Here is an 18,826-nt window from a genome sequence, read left to right as displayed (position 1 = left end):
CGGAATTTGACCAGAGGTGGGATAATGGAAAGTAATACCTTGGATTATTTCAAACGGGAAAGTGACCGGGAGCTTCTTCGCAAGAGAGCGGAAAAGCTGGCTCTGAAAATTTCCGATGAGACTGACGGGCTTGATAAAAAGTCCGGTGCACGGGACTATGTGTTTTTTCGCATGGGCCCCAACAGCTATGGTTTTGATGCGTCTGCGGTCAAAGAAGTTATGATTCCGGAAGAGATTGTATCCGTTCCTTGCACCCCTGATTTTCATCTTGGGCTAATGAGTGTGCGCGGACACCTTTGGGCTGTAATTGATTTGTGTGCTTTTTTTAGGACCGGAGAAAGCATTGAATCGGAGAATCCCGGCGTGATTCTGTTGGCGGACGATGAATCTGAATTCGGTGTTGCGGTGGATGAGATCCTCGGGGTTATTTCTGTCTCCGGTGATGAGATCAAGTCTTTGCCTGATGGCGAAAATCGCCTTGCCAGCTTTTGTGTCGGAGTTACCGCTGACCGCAAGACAGTTCTAAACGGTGCGGCGTTACTGCGTGAAGAGTCTTTCATGGTCAATGAATTTGTAGGCAGTAACCGCCTGTCTTAACGGAGAACACGGAGAAGTTGATATGCCCATGATTGACGGTGATCTCAAGAATAGGCTGCTGGCCGCATTCAGGGGGGAAAGTTCTGAGCGTATGCGGGTGCTTTCTTCTGATTTTTTGCAATTGGAAAAAGGATGCGGCAGCGAGGACCTTGCCGCAGTCATTGAGTCTTCATATCGCGAATTGCATAGTCTCAAAGGTGCAGCCAGGGCAGTCGGACTTGGGGTGGTTGAGGAGTTTTGTCAGGCATTTGAATCTTTTTTTTCCGTGCTGAAACAATTGCAGTTGGTCCCTTCAGGCAAGACCTGCTCCATGATGCTTGGCTGGCTTGATCTGTTGGAAGATATGCTCCGCGAGGAAGATGATTCCGTGGAGGCTAAAGCATCTCCTGCCGTTATGCTGGCTATTTCACGGATGCAGGAAGTGGTGGATTCACCGCAGTTGATTGATGGGGTGGATGATCTTTCAACACAGGTTGATGCTCTGTCGGAGGCTGAAGATAATGTTGAAGGTCATGACACGGAAAGTGATTTCGGTGAATTTGAGCAGAATGATGCTGAGCTCATTAAGCATGACAGTGGTACAAATCCGGCTGCCATGGGCGATAGTGTCCGGGTTAGCTCATCGTTTCTGACCGGACTTCTTTTGCAGACAGAAGAACTTATTTCGTCACGAAATGCACAGCGAAGCAGGATTCAGGAAATTTCAGAGCTTGATAAGCTGCTTGCTGATTTTACGAGTTTTTATCATGGCTCCAATGAGGGGCATGTTGCATCATTATCCGGTGAAGAGCTTAAGCAGAATTTAGTGATGGGCAAAAAATTGGATGATTTTTCCAGAAGATTCAGCGCGCTGGGTGTTTTGGCCCGTAAAGCAGAGCGGGATCTTACTTCCAAAATTGATTCCCTGCTTGGTGATTTTAAAAATTCGATGCTGTTGCCGTTTTCATCCTTGCTGGACGTCTTTCCGCGGATGGTCCGTACTTTGAGCATGGAGCAGGGCAAGGAATGCCGTATGGAAAGCAGCGGGGAAAATGTGCGTATTGATCGCAGAATCCTTGAAATGCTTCATGATCCGCTCATGCATATGCTGCGCAATTCCATTGATCACGGCATTGAGAGCAGGGAAGATAGGATTGCTCAGGACAAGGACCCTGTAGGGCGGATATTTTTTTCCATTACCCAGAGCGACCGGGACGTGGTCAAGATTGTCTACGGTGATGATGGCCGGGGTATTGACCTTGAACGTTTGAAAGCAGTTGCGGTTAATAGCGGTATTATTTCAGCGGACGATGCGGAAAATATGGACCGCCGTTCCGCACTGGAATTGGTGTTTATATCCGGCATGTCCAGCAGCAAGATCATAACTGATATTTCCGGGCGTGGATTGGGTATGGCCATTGTCCGCGACAAGGTTGAATCCCTTGGCGGCAGTATTGTGGTTGCCAGTCCGGAAGGTAAGGGATTTCGGATTGTTTTGAATATCCCGGTTGCCCTGACATCATTCAGGGGGATTGTTGTTGAATCCGGTGAAAAAAGTTTTGTCGTGCCTAAATCAGGCGTGCGTAAGGTCATGCTGGTCCGGCAGGATGATATTGCTTCAGTCGGAGGCAAGGAGACGGTTTTTGTTTTCGGCAGACCTCTTCCTCTGATTAGCCTTGCCGAAATTCTTGAGTTGGAAAGTAAGGAAAATCAGGATGGTGCTTTTCCCGTTCTGATTGCCGGTAAGGGGCGTAAGGCTGTTGCTATAAGTGTAGACGGTTTGTCCGGCGAACAGGATGTGATGGCTAAAAGCATGGGTCCATTGCTGAAAAGGGTTCGCAATGTTTCCGGTTTTTCCATGCTCGGTTCCGGTGAACTCGTACCCATTCTGCATACACCGGATATGGCTCGTACCGCACTGGGAATGCATGCTGAAGGGCGGGTACGTTCAGTTGTGCACAGGCAGGGAATCAAGGAACTTAAAACAGTACTTGTTGCTGAGGATTCCATCACTTCGCGTATGCTGCTCAAAAATGTTCTGGAAGCAGCCGGGTATAACGTGGTTACAGCTGTTAACGGTCTTGATGCCTTGCAGAAAATAGAATCGTCGTTGCCGGATGTACTTGTTTCCGATGTGGAAATGCCGCAGATGGACGGATTTACCCTGACTTCAAAGGTCCGCAGTATAGACAGCTGTGCCAATTTGCCTATTATTTTAGTGACCTCACTCGGTTCTGCCGAGGACCGTGAACGCGGAGTTGAAGCCGGAGCAGATGCCTACATTATTAAATCCAGTTTTGATCAAGGGAATCTATTAGAGGTTATCGATCGGCTTGCGGGTTAAGTTTTGCTATTAAATTCAGGGTAGTGGGGTATTTATTTGATGGATAACAGTGGTAAGTTTGCATGTGGGATAATTAGAGTGTAGGGGATACATCCGTATGTGGATGTTCTGGCTGGGATTGAATGGAGTTGGAAGTAAGTGATTAAGGTTCTGATAGTGGATGACTCGGCATCTGTACGCACATTGTTTGCGGAGATGTTTAAGCGCGAGGATGATTTTGAAGTGGTCGGCTGTGCCGAGGACGGCTACTCTGCTTTGCGCATGGTCCGGGATCTTAAACCGGACGTGGTCACCATGGATGTGAATCTCCCCGATTGCGACGGATTTCGGGTTACCCGGATGATTATGGAAGATAATCCGGTCCCTATTGTGATTGTAAGTGCCATTTACCGGGCCTCGGATGCTGAAATCGGGTTTCGCCTTATTGATACCGGTGCCCTTGCTTTTCATAATAAGCCGGCCTTGAAGAGTGAGAATTTCGAAGAGCAGATGCAGGATATCATCCTCTCGGTACGCTTGATGTCCGAGGTTAGGGTGGTCCGCCGTAAGACCCGTTTCAGAAGGGAAGCTATTAACGAAAAAGTTGTTCCGGACAAAGTTGCTTCTCGCTCGGAATCGTTGACCGGCAAGGGGAAAATTGTTTGTATCGGTGCTTCCACCGGAGGTCCGCAGGCAATTAAACAAATTCTTATGTCGTTGCCGCAAGGCTTTCCGGTTCCCATACTTATTGTTCAGCATATGTCAGACGGTTTCACTAAAGGTATGGCCAACTGGCTGAAGAATCATACCGGCCATGATATTAGAATTGCTTCCCATGATGATGAATTGAAGCCGGGAGTGATTTATTTCGCCCCTGAAGGCGTTCATACGGAAATTTCACCCAAAAGACGTATTGTTCTTACGGACGCGCCCAATGTTAATGGTATTAAACCCTCAGCTTCGGTGCTTTTCAATTCAGTTGCCCGCAATCTGGGACGCTCTGCCGTTGGGGTTTTGTTAACCGGGATGGGCCGGGACGGTGCGGACGGGTTGCTTGAGATAAGACGCAATGGTGGCTACACTATCGCGCAGGACGAAGAAAGCTCAATTGTTTTCGGTATGCCCGGAGAGGCGGTTAAAATCGGCGGTGCCGTTTCTGTTTTGCCACTCGACAGTATTGGTGGTGAGCTTTGCAGGATTTTTTTGGGATTGCTGGAGGATAAATAGTGGAAAGAAATCATATTCTGGTCGTGGAGGACAGCCTCACCCAGGCGGTTAAGCTGGAATATATCCTATTCGAAAAGGGATTTAAGGTTTCCCTTGTGTCCAGCGGCGAAAATGCCCTCCAGTTTCTTGAAGAAAAAGAAGTTGATCTGGTTATCAGCGATGTGGTTATGCCCGGTATGGACGGGTACGAGCTGTGTGAAAAAATCAGGATGAACTCCCGTTACAATGATGTTCCGGTGATCTTGCTGACCAGTCTTTCCGAGCCTGGAGATATTATCAGGGGCCTAAAGAGCGGGGCAACAAATTTCGTAACCAAACCTTATGACGAAGGTTTTCTGCTCGCCCGTATAGAGTCGGTTCTCAAGCATAAATATTTTGATGCGGAAAGTTCCACTGAACAAGAAGTGGATTTTGAATTTCAGGGGGTCAAGCATGTTCTCAAGGCTGATTTCAGTCAGGTTTTTCATTTGTTGCTTGCGACCTATGAAAATACGCTCCTGCAATCTCGCCAGCTTGATATCGCCAATCGTAAATTGCTTGCCCGTGAAGAACAGCTGAGTTCTGTGCTGGCTTCTATGTCTGCAAAAATTGCTGTGCTGGACACGAATATGAAGATCATCGCTGCCAATGAATCGTGGCGGGGTATTTTCACACCCGGCACCAGTGAGGAAGCTCTGGGCGGTCTTGATTTTAAGGATGCAATATTTTCTTCGGGCTGCTTACGCGGTTCCCTTACCGAATTGGTTGCCGGGGTCCATTCTGTGGTGGATGGAAAGAGCAAAAAATTTTCCTATGAATATTCATTTGAGCAAAATGGTAAGCCATGCTGGTATTTGCTGGAAGTAACCCCCATGCAGGGGGAGTCCGGCGGGGCAGTGGCTTCTTTTATTGAGATTACCGAGCGCAAGGAGATGGAGCGGGAGCTCATCGAAGCCCGTGATGCAGCTGAAAAGGCCAACCGCTTCAAGTCTCGTTTTCTGGCTTCCATGAGTCATGAAATCCGTACCCCTCTTAATGCCATAATCGGTATGACTGACCTTACCCTGCGTTCAGAGCTTTCTGCAAAGCAGACTGAAGATCTTGAGTTGGTGAAAATTTCCGCTGACCAGTTGTTGACCCTTATTAATGATATTCTCGACCTCTCCAAGGTTGAGGCCCGCATGCTTACGCTGGAAGAGATTGATTTCAGTCTGGGCGAAGCTATGCGGGATGTGGTCAGAAGTATGGAACAGCAGGCCAAAGACAAGGGTTTGGCTCTGAGTATTGAGGTTGGTGCAGATGTGCCCGTTGCGGTCTGTGGTGATCAGGGCAGGTTGAAGCAGATCTTGTACAACCTGATCGGCAATTCCATTAAATTTACCGAATATGGCGGTGTTTTTGTTCAGGTCAGTAAACTTGAAGACCGTAAAGATGCCGGCGAAGCTGTGATTCAGGTTTCTGTGCGTGATACCGGGGTCGGAATTCCTGACGAGAAACAGGAAATAGTTTTCAAGAGTTTTCGGCAGGCCGATGACTCCACTACCCGCAAGTTCGGTGGAACCGGGCTGGGCCTTGCTATTTCACGCGAGCTTGTGGAACTGATGGGCGGTCGTATCGGAGTTAAGAGTTCCGAGGGATACGGCAGTGTTTTTACTTTTCAGGTGGTTCTCAAATATGGGGATTCCAGCAGACTTGCATATGATAGCCCTGCTGAGCCTTTTGCTAATGTCTCAGCTGCTTCTGCCGTATATTCAATTCTTCTGGTTGAGGATAATCCCATCAACGTGCTTGTGGCTACCAGCCTGCTTGAGAAGATGGGACATTCCGTGGAGGTGGCCTCCAACGGTCTGGAAGCTGTCAGTATGCTTTCAGGAATTGATGTGGATCTTGTGCTTATGGATCTGGAGATGCCTGAAATGGATGGCTTTAATGCTTCACGGTGTATTCGTGACGGTAAAGCCGGGGATTCTGTTCGCAATGTTCCCATTGTGGCAATGTCCGCCCATGCCATGGCGGGTGTTAAGGACAGGTGTGCCAAGTCCGGAATGAATGATTATATTGCCAAGCCGGTGCAGTATGTTGCTTTGCGGGAAGTAATTTTAAGGACAATGAACGAGCGTTCCAGAGTTTCCGTATCTGTGCAGGAATCTGTTCCTTTGTCCAGCAAAGTAATTGACCCTGAGAAAGCGCAAGCCATGTATCAGGGGGACAGTTCATTGTATAATGAATTGTGCGGTATGTTCATGAGTGATGTGGCTGGTGATATTGAAAATTTCAAGGAAGCCCGTGAAAGCAATAAGGATTCTGTTGCCAGAAGGATAGTCCATACCCTTAAAAGCAGTTGTGCGGCTATTTGTGCCCCCCGTGCCCGTGATGCAGCCGTCTTGCTGGAAAAGGCATTGATAAAAGAAGATTCTCAAGCTGTTGAAGAGTTACTCGCCAGATTTGAAGATGAGGCTGCCATGGTGTGTAAAAAGCTGACTGATTAGCCTCTTTTTAATTTTTGATCATAAAAAAGAGCGGTACGCATTATGCCTACCGCTCTTTTTTATGTCTAGTGGAATGAATTTTATTTCAATGCAACTTCAAAGGCGGCATTAACTATTTTGCCCGCTTCTTCCTGAATGGCTACAAGATGAGCCAGTCCCTTGAAGGATTCAGCGTAGATTTTGTAAATTGATTCTGTTCCTGAAGGACGGGCAGCGAACCAGCCGTTTTCAGTCACAATCTTGAGGCCGCCGATGGCTTCACCGTTGCCGGGGGCGGCGGTGAGGCGTTCTTCAATTGTTTCACCTGCAAGGGTTTTAGCCTTGACCATGTCCGGGGTCAGAATACTGAATGCTTTTTTCTGTTCTTCAGTAGCCGGGGTATCGATACGTTTGTAGACCGGATGCCCGAACTGTTTTTCCAGGGTGGTGTAATGTTCACCGGGGTCCTGCTCGGTGATGGCGGTGATTTCCGCAGCCAGCAGGTTCATGATGATACCGTCTTTGTCGGTAGTCCATACTGTCCCGTCTTTTCTGAGGAAAGATGCACCGGCACTTTCTTCGCCACCGAAACCGCAGGTGCCGTCCAGAAGCGGGTCCACAAACCATTTGAAACCGACCGGGACTTCCATGAGCGGGCGGTTGATTGATTTTGCCACTCTGTTGATCATGGAGCTGGAAACAAGGGTTTTACCGACGGTTAGTTTTTCACTCCATTGCGGCCTGTGCTTGTAAAGATATTCAATGGCAACGGCCAGATAGTGGTTTGGGTTCATCAGGCCGCGGCTTTTGGTGACAATGCCGTGCCTGTCGGTGTCCGGGTCGTTGGAGAATGAAATATCATACTTATCTTTCAGTTCGATGAGTCCGGCCATGGCGTATGGTGAGGAGCAGTCCATGCGGATCTTGCCGTCCTTATCCACATGCATGAATGCGTAGGCCGGGTCGATTTTTTTATTCACCACACTCATGTTCAGGCCGTATTTCTCGGCAATGGGTTCCCAGAAATCAATAGCGGCCCCACCGAGTGGATCAACTCCGATGCTCAGGCCGGCAGACGCAATGGCCTGCATGTCGACGATGTTTTCGAGGTCGTTTATATACGGGGTGGTGAAATCGAATTCCTGAGTGGTGTCAGCAGCCAGAGCACGATTGAACGGAATACGCTTAACATCCTTCAGGCCGTTTTTGAGAATCTCATTAGCCCGGTTCTGGATGGTGCTTGTGATACGTGTTCCGGCAGGTCCGGCACTGGGCGGATTGTATTTGAAACCTCCGTCGCGCGGAGGGTTGTGTGACGGGGTGATGACCACGCCGTCTGCAAAGCCGTCCTTCCTGCCTTTGTTGTAGGCGAGGATGGCGTGAGAAATTGCCGGGGTGGGGGTGTAGCCCTTGTCATTGAGCAACACGGTAACGCCGTTGGCAGCAAAAACTTCCAATGCTGAAATCTGGGCCGGTTCAGAAAGGGCATGCGGGTCTTTGCCCATGAAGAGCGGGCCTGTGTAACCCATGGATTTTCTGTATTCGCTGATGGCCTGTGCTATTGCGAAAATGTGGGCTTCGTTAAAGGAACCGTCAAGGGCCGAGCCTCTGTGCCCGGAGGTTCCGAAGGCTACAAGATGAGAGTCAACGGAAGGATCTGGTTTAACGGTGTAGTATGCTGATACGAGTCTGGGGATGTTTTCAAGGATCTCGGCCGGTGCCGGTTGTCCTGCTAGTTTGCTAAGTGCCATTTAATCCTCCGAATTAATGTGTACCGATGAAGAATATCAAAGAAATATAAAAATACAATAGTTATCAGTTCTTTTTAAGCTGATTGTAACCTGCTTCAAAACAGGAATCCTTTTGCCTTAATTAACAGGTTGCTTATCCCTTTGTCCATAATTCTCGGCAGATATCGCTGTTGTTTTGTTTATAATTTAAGCGTCTGAAAAGCTGTTCTCAAAGGTGAGTTATTTTAATTCGTCGGAGCACGAGAGTTGTAATATGGCAGTTTAAGGAAGGAATATAAAATCCCGGTTCAGGAATGTTCCGTATAAAAGACAGAATCCGGTCAGCAGGGCAATTATGGAAAAGAAGATTTCCTTTGTCTCGGTCTTGTGGGGATTTTTGAGCAGGTTGAAAAGTTGTACAGGCAGGATTAATCCCCTGATACTGAAGATACTGCCGATAATTATCAGCACAGGGCCGAGCATGGGCATTCTTGCAAATTTTCCGGCTCCAGAAAAAGCGTAAAGCCCGAAGGCTGCTATTATAGTTGCAATGAATACGGTCAGTAGCGGGGGAATAGGTGAGTGTTTTTCCGCAAGGGAGCTTAGGTCCTCGCCGGCACCGAAGTAGCGGTAGGCTTTAGGGCCGACAATAATTATCACTATGTGCAGAATGGCGATCAGAAAGCAGACAATGCCACTGAAAGTAAGTAAGTCAGCTGCGTTATGCATATGAATCCGGTTGTGCAGTTAGGGAATGTGTCGCAGGTGGCAGGCGTGTTCAGCATGCCGTATTTTTCTCATTCAATTTCTTTTCTGCAACGTTAGCATAATTTATTGCTGTTTACGAGAGTAAGTATCAGCTTGATTTTAGAGCCCTAAAAAACAAAAGCTCCCCGGTCATAATGACCGGGGAGCTTTTAAATGCTGTTTCAAAAAGCTTCTAGCGATGTTCTTCAAGTTCCTTGAGGAAATCATCAGATACGTCAAAACCGGTTTCAACGGCTTTGTCTACGCATTCGACTGCTTTTTTGTAATCTTCTTTTTCAGTGTAGCAGAGGGCGAGGTTGTTCCAAGCCGGACCGAAGTTGTCTGCAAGTTTGAGGGCTTTTTCACAGACTTCGATGCAGTCGTCGACTTCGCCTTCGTTAAAGTATGCAGCACCGAGGGTGGAGAGAGCCTGCACAAAGTTGGGATCGTATTTGATGGCGCGTTTCAGGGCTTTGATTGCCTTGTCGGTTTCGCCCTGTTCCATGTAAACATACCCTATGTTGCCCCAGGGTACTGCGAAGAAAGGACGCTGCTGGGTAGCGGTAATGTTGTAGCGCAGGCAGCCTTCAAGGTCGCCGCGCTGCATGGCGATACCGCCGAGCTGCACGTATGCTTCCGCCATTTTGGGGGATTCGTCGATAGCTACGAGGAATTCACGCTCAGCTTCCATGAACTCTCTTTTGGAGAGGTGTGCAACACCAAGGTTGTAGCGGGTGTTACTACAGGTGGGGCTGGCTTCTTTTTTCTTTTTAAGATCTTCGATGTAGTCGTCGATATTGTCAAATTTCTGCATGGAAAAAACCTCTTATATTTACAAAAAAGTTTGTCTTTGTTGGCGGTTAACTGCGAAATTAGGGCTAAGGATTCTTGCCTTCTTTTTTCAGCAACTCATCGTACCAGACGCAAAAGTCGAAAATGGGGCGAACTTTTTCAAAGTTCATAACCAGCATTACTCCGAACTCGGCGGCAGCCTGAGCGTATTCCGAGTTACGGCTTACATGGACATCCCTGATGAACTCTTCGCATAACTGCTGTGAGGTTCGTCCGGTAATGTCCTGTCGAAGGTCAATGGGATCGAAAGGCTTTGCGAATGGTTCCCACTCGTCATAACCGATTTTGTCGACAAACCTGCGCCTGCGCGGCGAAAGTTTTTCGTACATGTACTTTTTTTGTTCTTCCAACTCTTCCGGAGTAAGGGTGCCCACTTTTAATCTCCTAATTCTCGGGCATTGCGCCGAGTTCAACAGAGTAGTTGCAGGTGGCACATGCGGATTTGTCCTTGTCGCAGGTTCCGCATTCTTCGGAAGGAGCTGCTTTTTCCGCCGGGGCTTCCTCTTTCTTTCCGGTGTTGGCGCCGAGGTATTCCGCTGTGTATTCGGTAACCAGAGCCATGGAAACAGGAACAAGCACTTCAGGCAGTTCCTTAAGGGAAGAGTTGATGGAAGCAGCAAGTTCTTCGCTGAGCTGCATCAGTTTGGACTGCAATGTGTCCATATTGATGGTGGGGTAAGCCTTACCCGGGGTGAAACCTGATTTTTGGCAGGAATGGGCCTGTCCGCCGATGTTCATGGGAACACCGTAGATGCGACAGGTCAGGGGCCTGAAATCATAGAGTGCACAGAGGTTGCTTTCCTTCAGGAGCGGACATTTAACCCTTGCAAGGGATACTTCCTTGAGGATTTCTGTTGTGGAGGCTCCGGACTGGCTGGCTTTGAAAGCTCTTCTTTTGATCTTATGGATGTGTCTATCCGAAACATCTGCTTCATGCATGATCTCAGAGCGTTCCATGCCGCTGTAAATTTCGTTGAACTTGCGGTTGATGTAGATCGCTTCCACAAGAGTCAGATCGAAGAGGGCGTGGCAACAGTCGCTGCATCCCTTGGCACACTTGATACCGTCTTCAGTCTGTTCGGATATCTTATTGAAAGTCTTGTCCACTTCAGCAACAAGATCTTCATATTTTTTAAAAATTTCTTTGAACTCCAAAGCAAAACCTCCGTAAAAAAAATATGTTCAGAGTCTTGGCGGATATGTCCGCGTAAGCTCGTATAAACTAAGTCTTATTGTTCAGCAGTCAATCGTCTGCGTGAAAATAATTACTGATTTTTTTGAAACCGGACCCGCACGGCGGTTTCATAAGTCGGCACAGAGAGCATGCCGGGGATGGCGCATAAAAAAGGGGAAAGGAGAAGGGGAGGAGAAAAAGAAATCCGGCTCCGGCAGGCTGGTCCAATGAACAATGTATGTTCGCTGACCCTTAATTAAAGAGCAGGCGGGAATCTGGGCTAGACCCTGATTCCCGCCTTGTAAACTTCGCTAATGAAGAATTTTCTACTGCTCGTCGATGGTAATAGCATCCTGTTCGCAAACTTCGATACAGGACTCACAACCGAGGCATTCGTCTTCGTTAACAGCTACTGCTTTGCCGTCCTGAAGTTCGTAAACTTCGGTAGGACATACATCAACACATTCGCCGTCACCGTTACATTTGTCATTATCAATGGTAATAATGTAGCTCATAGAGTTACCCTCCAAAAAGATTGATTTTTTAGCCTCTGGTAGCCTGCGTACAAAAGCCGACAGGCTACGCAGTCTTTTAACAATTAGGATTGGGTCGAATTTGGTTCGACTTTGACCCCGACTCAGGGCTATTGAAATGTGGATAGCCACAAGCTATCCGCATGTCAAGAACACAGGTACTAAAAAGTACAAGAAACATCTTAATTATCTAGATTATGATTTTCAAGCAGAGATTATGATTTTCAATTCAGAAGGGTGCTTTTTAAGACTATAGAGGATGACATTGCTTGAACATTGAATTAGTAGGTGGCTTTAACTGCCAATACTTGATGCTATAATTTTAGGAGTTTTTATGCTGACTAATGAACAGCTCGATAAATATGTTGATGCCCTGTGGTGGGGTCTGACCACCGCCCGTACAAAGCCTTATGAAAAGGGCGATTTGATCATGGTCCGCTATGAAGCGGAAGCTCTGCCTCTTGCTGAAGCTGTATTCAAACGGCTTATTGATGAAGGGCTTAATCCCGTGCCCAGAATGACCCTGACTCCGGAAATGGAGAGAAGTTTCTACGGCGACGGCAATGACGATCAGCTTCGCTATATTGCTCCGGGTGAAGAGGAATTTACCCAAGGTCTCAACGGCTTGATTGTTTTGCTGGCTCCTTCGTCCCTGACCCATCTAGCCGGGGTTGAACCTTCCCGCATGGGAAAATGCGCGGTTGCCCGCAAGTTCCTGCGTGATATTATGGAAAAAAAGGAGCAGAAAGGGGAACTCGGCTGGACACTTTGTTCTTACCCCACAAGGGCGCTTGCTGAATCCGCCGGACTTACAATTAAGGAATTCACTGCCCAGATAGTCAAAGCCTGCTATCTTGATGAAGATGATCCGGCTGCCTGCTGGAATTCCGTTTTTGAAAAAGCTTCCGAGGTTAAAAATTGGCTCAACGGTCTGGGTATTGAGTCCTACCGTGTTGTGACCGACGATATGGACCTGACCGTGAAGCATGGCGAATTGCGTCAGTGGATCGGTGTTTCCGGTCACAATATTCCCAGCTTTGAACTTTTTATTTCACCTGACTGGCGTGGAACATCCGGTGTCTATTACGCGGATCAGCCTTCTTACCGTTCCGGTAATTATGTTGAAGGCGTACGCCTTGTTTTTGAAGATGGCATAGCCAAGGAGGTCAGTGCCAAGGAAGGTGAGGAGTTCGTTAAAAAGCAGCTGGCAATGGACGAAGGTGCATCCAAGCTTGGTGAATTTTCCCTTACAGACCGTCGCTTTTCCCGTATTGACAAATTTATGGCCAACACCCTTTATGATGAGAACTACGGTGGAGAATTCGGGAACTGCCATGTTGCGGTAGGTTCTTCCTACCCTGATACCTATGCGGGGGATCAGGCCGAACTGAATGAACAGATGAAAGAAGAGCTTGGCTACAACACCTCTGCCTTGCATTGGGATCTGGTAAATACACAGGATAAAACAGTTTATGCTAAGCTAAAAGATGGCAGCGAAGTGGTCATCTATAAGTCTGGTGAATTTCAGATTTAAGTTAGTCTTCATTTTTTGAAGTTTGCATCAGAGTCCCGGCTGAAGTTTTTCAGCCGGGATTTTTTGCGCCATCTGTTTCTGGCATTGACCTTGCTTGACTAAATAAATGCAGCTGGCAGCTGTCGGTATTATGGCAATGAGCACTTGTTTTTTTGTTGATAATACATAATATATTTATATGTGTTTTTTGACACATGTTTAAAGTTTCGAAATATTAACAGGTTGGCTTACCGTAGACCTGATACGGTTTTTCCGGGATTTCTTGACTGAATTTTGTACAGAGGTTATTTTCAGTCTAGGAAAATCGGTGGAGGTGATCCTAATGAAGAATATTTTAAGCATTCTGGCTTTGCTGGTTATTTTTGTTCTCCCGGCACAGGCTTTTGCTTCATCTTATTATTATACCCTTGAAGGTACTGTTGGTGCCATCAGTGATGGTGGCGGGTTGGCCAGTGCAGCCGGGTTATCCATCGGCGATACTGTGAGGTATGTGATTGAAATCGATACTGATCGGACCGGATACTATACGCAGAACAACGGAAAGACTAAAACTGTAAATAAATCTTATTACAGTTCTTTGTTTTCAGGTACGCTGAATGGTTATGGATCCAATACTAATGCATACTTGAAGGATGGTAAGCACAATTATTATGCATACACTGGAAATGATTATTCATCAGTGTATATGAATGGTTGGGGGGATAGTTTTACAGATCTCGCCATCGGTTCAACTGTGCAGCAGGTATATGAAGCCGCTTACAATGTGGAAGATAATTGGTCCTATACTCAGGTTGCAGCAGTAGATTTGAAGGTTACCAATATCTCCAATGTTGCCCCGACCCCCATTCCGGGTGCCGCATTTCTCATGCTCGGTGGGCTTGGTGTGGTTGGATTTGTGAAGCGCAGGTTTTTCTAGGTTTTCATTTAAATTGTAAAGAATTAAACCGGAGCTGTGATCTGAATTAAGGTCGTGGTTCCGGTTTTTTTTGTTTTTTGGGCAGTTATTGTGCCGGAGTTAGATGCTGTTTTTCGGGAGCTTGAGCTATACGTCCAATTGGAATACGTTAGGGAGTAAGTAATTTAACGAATAAAAAAGGAACTTCCAAACATGGCAAAACACTACCAGCCCCGTATGCATTCTGCGGAGCATATTTTGAATCAGGTGATGGTACGTAAGTTTGATTGTGACCGCTGTTTCAGTGCGCATATCAACAAGAAGAAATCCAAGTGCGATTATAAGTTCGAGCGCGGGTTGACTGACGTTGAAGCTGGTGAGATCGAGCAGGGTGTTAACGAAGCGATTTCTTCAGAATTGATTGTGACTGAACAGATGATCAGTCTTAAAGAGGCCGATGAACGCTTCAATCTGACCCGTCTTCCTGAAGGAGTGACCGAGGTGCGGGTGGTAAATATCGGTGATTTTGATGCCTGTCCCTGTATTGGTGAGCATGTTGAAAAATCCAATGAAATAGGTGAATTCAAGATGGTTTCACACAGCTTTGATGACGGTGTCCTGCGCATACGCTACAAGCTTGGTGAACCGGAAATTTAAGCACAAGTTGAAAAACTTGTTTACAGAGGCTGAATCTGTTGCTAGTTATAGGTCAGTTTTTGAACACACATTCCGTGCAACTGGCGATGTAATGTGGAATTAACCACAGGGAAACACGGAATTTATTTTACCTGCCGCTCGCCTGGGCCTCGTCTTTTTCAAGACGTGCTTCCTTGCCTCTTCATGAGGCGATCTACAAGGAGTGCCCATGCAGGAATATCGAAATCTTCTCCAATCAAATGACCCCGACATTTTCAATGCACTTTCAGGCGAGGAATCCCGTCAGAAAGTCGGTATTGAGCTGATCCCTTCTGAAAATTACACCTACCCCGAAGTTCTCTGCACCCTCGGCAGTGTTTTTACCAACAAATACTCCGAAGGTTACCCCGGCAGACGTTACTACGGCGGTCAGGAATTCACTGATACTATCGAAGACATTGCCCGTGAGCGGGCAAAGCAGGTCTTTCGTTGTGAGCACGCTAATGTACAGCCGCTCTCCGGTTCTCCCATGAACCAGGCTGTATATCTCGGCCTTCTTGAACCCGGCGATACTATTCTGGCCATGGATCTCTCCCATGGCGGGCACCTCACTCACGGTGCCCCGGTTTCCTTCATGGGCAAGCTTTTTAATTTCATCCGCTACAAAACTGATCCGGTTGACGGTGCGATTGATTTTGACGAGCTGCGCAAAACCGCCCTTGAACACAAGCCGAAAATGATCCTTTGCGGATACACCTCTTATCCCCGCGATCTGGATTACGCCGCCTTCAAGAAGATTGCCGACGAAGTTGGGGCTATCACCATGACCGATGCCTCGCACTACGGCGGTCTCATTGCAGCCGATGTCATCCGCAATCCCTTTGACTTCGGCTTTGATGTTGTCACTTCTACCTCCCACAAGTCCCTGCGCGGTCCCCGTGGCGGAATGATCCTTTGCAAAAAGGAATTCGCGCCCAAGATCGATAAAGCCGTCTTCCCCGGTTTGCAGGGCGGACCGCACATGAACACCATTGCCGGTATCGCGGTTACCCTCAAAAAAGCACTTGAGCCGGAATTCAAGGAATACGGCAGGCAGGTGCTGCTTAATGCAAAAACATTGGCGGATGAACTGCTGAAATCCGGTGCCTCCCTAGTCACCGGAGGAACAGACAATCACATGATGGTTCTCGATACCGAGAAGAGCTACGGCATCAATGGCAAAGTTGCCGAAGAACTGCTCGATGAGGTTGCTATCACTACCAACAAACAGATCGTCCCCGATGACCCCAATCCGCCCCTGAAGCCCAGCGGTATCAGGATCGGTACTCCCGCAGCCACCTCCCGCGGCATGAAGGAGTCCGATATGGTCAAATTGGCGGGTTGGATGACCACCATCCTCCAAAATCCTGAAGACAAAAATCTGGCCGTCACCACCCGGTCGGAAATTGAATCTTTCTGCTCAAGGTTTCCGGTTCCGGGAATCTAGTTGAAAACTCCTTCCTTCCAATGTGTCCGGGATTCCACGCATCCCCGGGAATCCCGGACAAATATTTCTAACCGGAGCTGGCTGAAAATTTTATTGTAAATTGTCTTGTGGGTAACAACTTTTTTAGCCAGCCCGGTAATTTTTCATCACCCCATCCTTCAAATAAAAAATCGACTTGGTCCTTACGGATCAAGTCGATTTTTTAATGTATGGAGCAAAGGTTGTTTTTTATGTACCATTGTAAGTAGGAGAAACAGTCAATCAAGGAGCAGGGCAATGAAAACGAAAGCGTTGCGGGTCGCAGTACTCGCGTTTGTTTTGGGGATAGGTTTTTTTCTAGGCACAATGTTTGGCAATCAAGGTCAAGCTGCCGGAACGTGTGATGTTAGAACCGTAATGTGTAGTTCCTCGTTTATCAGGCTGGATATTAAGGCTCCTGTTCCTATTACTAAAGTGAATAGGCACATGTTTTATCAAAAGGATGCAAACACATGGAACCTGAGCATATGGTATAACCAGTAGATTGTTTCCGCACCAATCTTTGCAGTCAAGTAACTAAATCCCCCTCGGAATTTTCCAAGGGGGATTCAGTTTTTAAGGCCTATATTTTTCCGGCAACTTAAATTTCAGCCAATAACTCCAAAGCAGCCAGACTGAAATGGCGATGCAGGCCCCAAAGGCCCAGCCTGCCATGACGTCAGTAGGGAAATGCTTTCCCAGATAGAGGCGAGAATAACCGACCCCGATGGGCAGGAAGAGCATCCACGGGCGCAGTTGGCGGAAAAAGAACATGAGCATGACCGCGAAGGCCATGGAGTTTGCAGCATGGGCGGAAGGGTAGGAATTGCCGCGTTCTTTGGTCTGCTGGTAATCCAGCGGTCTGCGTTGCCAGATTCCGTCTTCTTTGAAATAGGTCAGGGCAATGGAATTGAGCGGGCGGACCCTGCCTATGGATTTTTTGATCATGTTGGTGGAAAAGTCGGCCAGCCCCATGGTGGCGGAGATTAGCAGGATAATGACTAGAAATTTTGGACCTTTTTTCCAGACTCCGAAAATAGTGACTACCGCGATAATGGTCCAGAGCAGGGCTGCGGAGGAAAGCAGAGGCATTGCTATGTCCATCCAGTGCTTGCGGAATATCTGGTTGACCAGAATGAATATCTGCATATCAAGCGGTTGGGTATAAAACGGCACTTATATTCTCCTGTGTGAGCGTTTTCCTTGGCAAGACGGTTGTTTCCGAATAACATCCCCGTCCGTTACAACGATTTCAACTCGGAATTTTAGTTTCAGGCGGCTTTTACGCTGCCAGACATGGTTGCGAGTATCAATATAAATAAAAGCCCGCAAGGGATCAGACTGCTGATAAAGCACCATCTGCGTCGTTGCTGCGAGAAATACTGAAACTCACGTATGCTTAATACGCTTCGTTCCAGTATTTTTCTTGCGCCTAGCATCTGGCACTTTCTCAATAGTCTGACGATTTTGTGAGTAACCAGATACATTAAATATAGATGAACATGAAAAGAATAGCCCTGATTTTGCCCCGTTTTGGCCGCTACGGCGGGGTGGAGCGTTTTGGATACAATTTGAGTGCAGCCCTTACCGATTCCGGATATTCCGTTGATTTTATCTGTGCGCGGGCTGAAGATGAACCGCCGCAGGGTGTGAATATCATCAACGTGGGGCGTTATGGATTCTGCCGGGCCGGGAAGTTGCTCTGGTTTGTGCTGGCTGCTGAAAAGGCGCGCAAGAATGGTAATTACGACCTGACCATAAGTCTCGGTAAATCCTTGAATCAGGATATGTTGCGCATTGGCGGCGGGCCGTTGGAATCTTTCTGGTCCCTGTCGCAACGGGCGTGGCCTAAAGGCTTTGCTCGTTCTTTCAAGATGTTTCGCCGTCGTACTGCGCTGGTCAATTTGATCATCAAATATATTGAGCGCAAACAGGCTGCTTCTGATTGCCGCATGGTTTGCGTTTCGCACCGGGTGCGTGACTGGATGGTTGATTCCCATCCTTCCCTTGCCGGACGCAAAATTGATGTCATCTACAATAAGCCGGATTTGTCGTTATTCAGCCCTTTCTCGCAAGAGGAAAGGAATTTCTCCCGTGCAGAATTTTCCCTGTCAGAGAAAGATGTCCTCATCTCCACTGCGACAACAAATTTTGCGCTCAAGGGTGTTTCGGTCCTGATCAAAGCCCTTGCCGAACTGCCTGAAAATTACCATCTGCAAGTGGCCGGCGGGCGCAATCCGTCCAAGTACATAAAGCTTGCCAAAGAACTGGGCGTTGCCGGGCGGGTGCGTTTTCTTGGGAAAGTGGAAGACATGCCTGCTCTTTACGGGCGTTCCGATGTTTTCGTACTCCCGTCATTTTATGATGCCTGTTCCAACTCCGTACTCGAAGCGTTGGCCTGCGGAGTCCCGGTAATCAGTTCCCGCGACAATGGAAGCAGCTATTTCCTGCCGGAGGAGCAGATTATTGATGACCCGTCTGACTACATGAAGCTGGCTGAAATGATCCCAAAGACAGCCACAGAGGAGCAAGGCCAACCATTCCAATGGCCGGACGATGTTCCATGCGGGATTGAGCCGTATCTAAAATTTGTAGAAGAGTTTTTGAGTAAATAAAAAAAGGCGAAGCTGAGAAATCAACTTCGCCTT

At 47.6% G+C, this 18,826-nt stretch carries 16 protein-coding genes and 1 riboswitch; of the genes, 9 read left to right on the top strand and 7 right to left on the bottom strand.

Annotated elements, in window-relative coordinates:
• Positions 1-24 precede the first annotated feature (24 nt).
• From FMS18_RS17880 to FMS18_RS17865, 4 genes are all read left to right on the top strand, one after another.
• Complete coding sequence (locus FMS18_RS17880) at positions 25-597, top strand: chemotaxis protein CheW (RefSeq protein ID WP_163296035.1); 573 nt, start codon at positions 25-27, stop codon at positions 595-597.
• A gap of 22 nt (positions 598-619) precedes the next feature.
• Positions 620-2,920, top strand: coding sequence for a response regulator (locus FMS18_RS17875; protein WP_163296034.1), 2,301 nt, complete (start codon positions 620-622; stop codon positions 2,918-2,920).
• A gap of 138 nt (positions 2,921-3,058) precedes the next feature.
• On the top strand, positions 3,059-4,126 hold the full coding sequence (gene cheB, locus FMS18_RS17870; protein ID WP_163296033.1) for a chemotaxis-specific protein-glutamate methyltransferase CheB: 1,068 nt from the start codon (positions 3,059-3,061) through the stop codon (positions 4,124-4,126).
• Positions 4,126-6,594: a response regulator gene (locus FMS18_RS17865; RefSeq protein WP_163296032.1), complete on the top strand. Its 2,469-nt coding sequence runs from the start codon at positions 4,126-4,128 to the stop codon at positions 6,592-6,594. Before cheB ends, FMS18_RS17865 begins: the two co-directional genes overlap by 1 nt.
• An 80-nt stretch (positions 6,595-6,674) precedes the next feature.
• Here the strand turns inward: FMS18_RS17865 and pgm are convergent, their stop codons facing one another.
• The 6 genes from pgm to FMS18_RS17835 form a co-directional block, all read right to left on the bottom strand.
• A complete protein-coding gene (gene pgm, locus FMS18_RS17860) occupies positions 6,675-8,324 on the bottom strand; it encodes a phosphoglucomutase (alpha-D-glucose-1,6-bisphosphate-dependent) (RefSeq protein ID WP_163296031.1) in 1,650 nt (549 codons plus the stop codon).
• 261 nt (positions 8,325-8,585) lie between these two features.
• Positions 8,586-9,032 (bottom strand): hypothetical protein, encoded by a 447-nt coding sequence (locus FMS18_RS17855; RefSeq protein ID WP_163296030.1) that lies wholly within the window; start codon positions 9,030-9,032, stop codon positions 8,586-8,588.
• Positions 9,033-9,243: 211 nt separating this feature from the next.
• A complete protein-coding gene (locus tag FMS18_RS17850) occupies positions 9,244-9,864 on the bottom strand; it encodes a tetratricopeptide repeat protein (protein WP_163296029.1) in 621 nt (206 codons plus the stop codon).
• A 64-nt stretch (positions 9,865-9,928) separates the two neighbouring features.
• Positions 9,929-10,276, bottom strand: a complete 348-nt coding sequence (locus tag FMS18_RS17845) for a hypothetical protein (protein ID WP_163296028.1) — start codon at positions 10,274-10,276, stop codon at positions 9,929-9,931.
• 10 nt (positions 10,277-10,286) lie between these two features.
• Positions 10,287-11,057, bottom strand: coding sequence for a YkgJ family cysteine cluster protein (locus tag FMS18_RS17840; RefSeq protein WP_163296027.1), 771 nt, complete (start codon positions 11,055-11,057; stop codon positions 10,287-10,289).
• A gap of 345 nt (positions 11,058-11,402) precedes the next feature.
• Complete coding sequence (locus FMS18_RS17835) at positions 11,403-11,591, bottom strand: ferredoxin (RefSeq protein WP_163296026.1); 189 nt, start codon at positions 11,589-11,591, stop codon at positions 11,403-11,405.
• Between the two features lie 352 nt (positions 11,592-11,943).
• Between FMS18_RS17835 and FMS18_RS17830 the strand changes: the two genes are divergently transcribed.
• The 4 genes from FMS18_RS17830 to glyA all read left to right on the top strand — a co-directional run bounded on the left by FMS18_RS17830 (position 11,944) and on the right by glyA (position 16,160).
• On the top strand, positions 11,944-13,143 hold the full coding sequence (locus FMS18_RS17830) for an aminopeptidase (RefSeq protein ID WP_163296025.1): 1,200 nt from the start codon (positions 11,944-11,946) through the stop codon (positions 13,141-13,143).
• Between the two features lie 322 nt (positions 13,144-13,465).
• Complete coding sequence (locus tag FMS18_RS17825) at positions 13,466-14,059, top strand: VPLPA-CTERM sorting domain-containing protein (RefSeq protein WP_163296024.1); 594 nt, start codon at positions 13,466-13,468, stop codon at positions 14,057-14,059.
• Between the two features lie 192 nt (positions 14,060-14,251).
• The gene (locus FMS18_RS17820; RefSeq protein WP_163296023.1) at positions 14,252-14,695 is read left to right on the top strand and encodes a hypothetical protein; all 444 of its coding nucleotides are present in this window, start codon (positions 14,252-14,254) and stop codon (positions 14,693-14,695) included.
• 66 nt (positions 14,696-14,761) lie between these two features.
• Positions 14,762-14,850: riboswitch (ZMP/ZTP riboswitch) on the top strand.
• Positions 14,851-14,903: 53 nt separating this feature from the next.
• Positions 14,904-16,160, top strand: a complete 1,257-nt coding sequence (gene glyA, locus FMS18_RS17815) for a serine hydroxymethyltransferase (protein WP_163296022.1) — start codon at positions 14,904-14,906, stop codon at positions 16,158-16,160.
• A gap of 594 nt (positions 16,161-16,754) precedes the next feature.
• Here the strand turns inward: glyA and FMS18_RS17810 are convergent.
• Positions 16,755-17,354, bottom strand: a complete 600-nt coding sequence (locus FMS18_RS17810; protein ID WP_163296021.1) for a phosphatase PAP2 family protein — start codon at positions 17,352-17,354, stop codon at positions 16,755-16,757.
• A gap of 320 nt (positions 17,355-17,674) precedes the next feature.
• Here FMS18_RS17810 and FMS18_RS17805 point away from each other — a divergent pair, with 320 nt between their 5' ends.
• On the top strand, positions 17,675-18,793 hold the full coding sequence (locus tag FMS18_RS17805) for a glycosyltransferase family 4 protein (RefSeq protein ID WP_163296020.1): 1,119 nt from the start codon (positions 17,675-17,677) through the stop codon (positions 18,791-18,793).
• The last annotated feature ends 33 nt before the right edge of the window (positions 18,794-18,826 follow it).

It is taken from the genome of Desulfovibrio sp. JC022 (assembly GCF_010470665.1).
GTDB lineage: Bacteria > Desulfobacterota > Desulfovibrionia > Desulfovibrionales > Desulfovibrionaceae > Maridesulfovibrio.
This window is presented reverse-complemented; position numbering and strand designations above follow the sequence as displayed.

What these genes read in the sequence shown, in the direction of transcription:
- FMS18_RS17880 (WP_163296035.1), top strand. Translation starts at nt 25, where the DNA reads ATGGAAAGTAATACCTTGGATTATTTCAAACGGGAAAGTGACCGGGAG.
- FMS18_RS17875 (WP_163296034.1), top strand. Translation starts at nt 620, where the DNA reads ATGCCCATGATTGACGGTGATCTCAAGAATAGGCTGCTGGCCGCATTC.
- pgm (WP_163296031.1), bottom strand. Translation starts at nt 8,324, where the DNA reads ATGGCACTTAGCAAACTAGCAGGACAACCGGCACCGGCCGAGATCCTT.
- FMS18_RS17855 (WP_163296030.1), bottom strand. Translation starts at nt 9,032, where the DNA reads ATGCATAACGCAGCTGACTTACTTACTTTCAGTGGCATTGTCTGCTTT.
- FMS18_RS17850 (WP_163296029.1), bottom strand. Translation starts at nt 9,864, where the DNA reads ATGCAGAAATTTGACAATATCGACGACTACATCGAAGATCTTAAAAAG.
- FMS18_RS17835 (WP_163296026.1), bottom strand. Translation starts at nt 11,591, where the DNA reads ATGAGCTACATTATTACCATTGATAATGACAAATGTAACGGTGACGGC.
- FMS18_RS17830 (WP_163296025.1), top strand. Translation starts at nt 11,944, where the DNA reads ATGCTGACTAATGAACAGCTCGATAAATATGTTGATGCCCTGTGGTGG.
- FMS18_RS17825 (WP_163296024.1), top strand. Translation starts at nt 13,466, where the DNA reads ATGAAGAATATTTTAAGCATTCTGGCTTTGCTGGTTATTTTTGTTCTC.
- FMS18_RS17820 (WP_163296023.1), top strand. Translation starts at nt 14,252, where the DNA reads ATGGCAAAACACTACCAGCCCCGTATGCATTCTGCGGAGCATATTTTG.
- glyA (WP_163296022.1), top strand. Translation starts at nt 14,904, where the DNA reads ATGCAGGAATATCGAAATCTTCTCCAATCAAATGACCCCGACATTTTC.
- FMS18_RS17805 (WP_163296020.1), top strand. Translation starts at nt 17,675, where the DNA reads ATGAACATGAAAAGAATAGCCCTGATTTTGCCCCGTTTTGGCCGCTAC.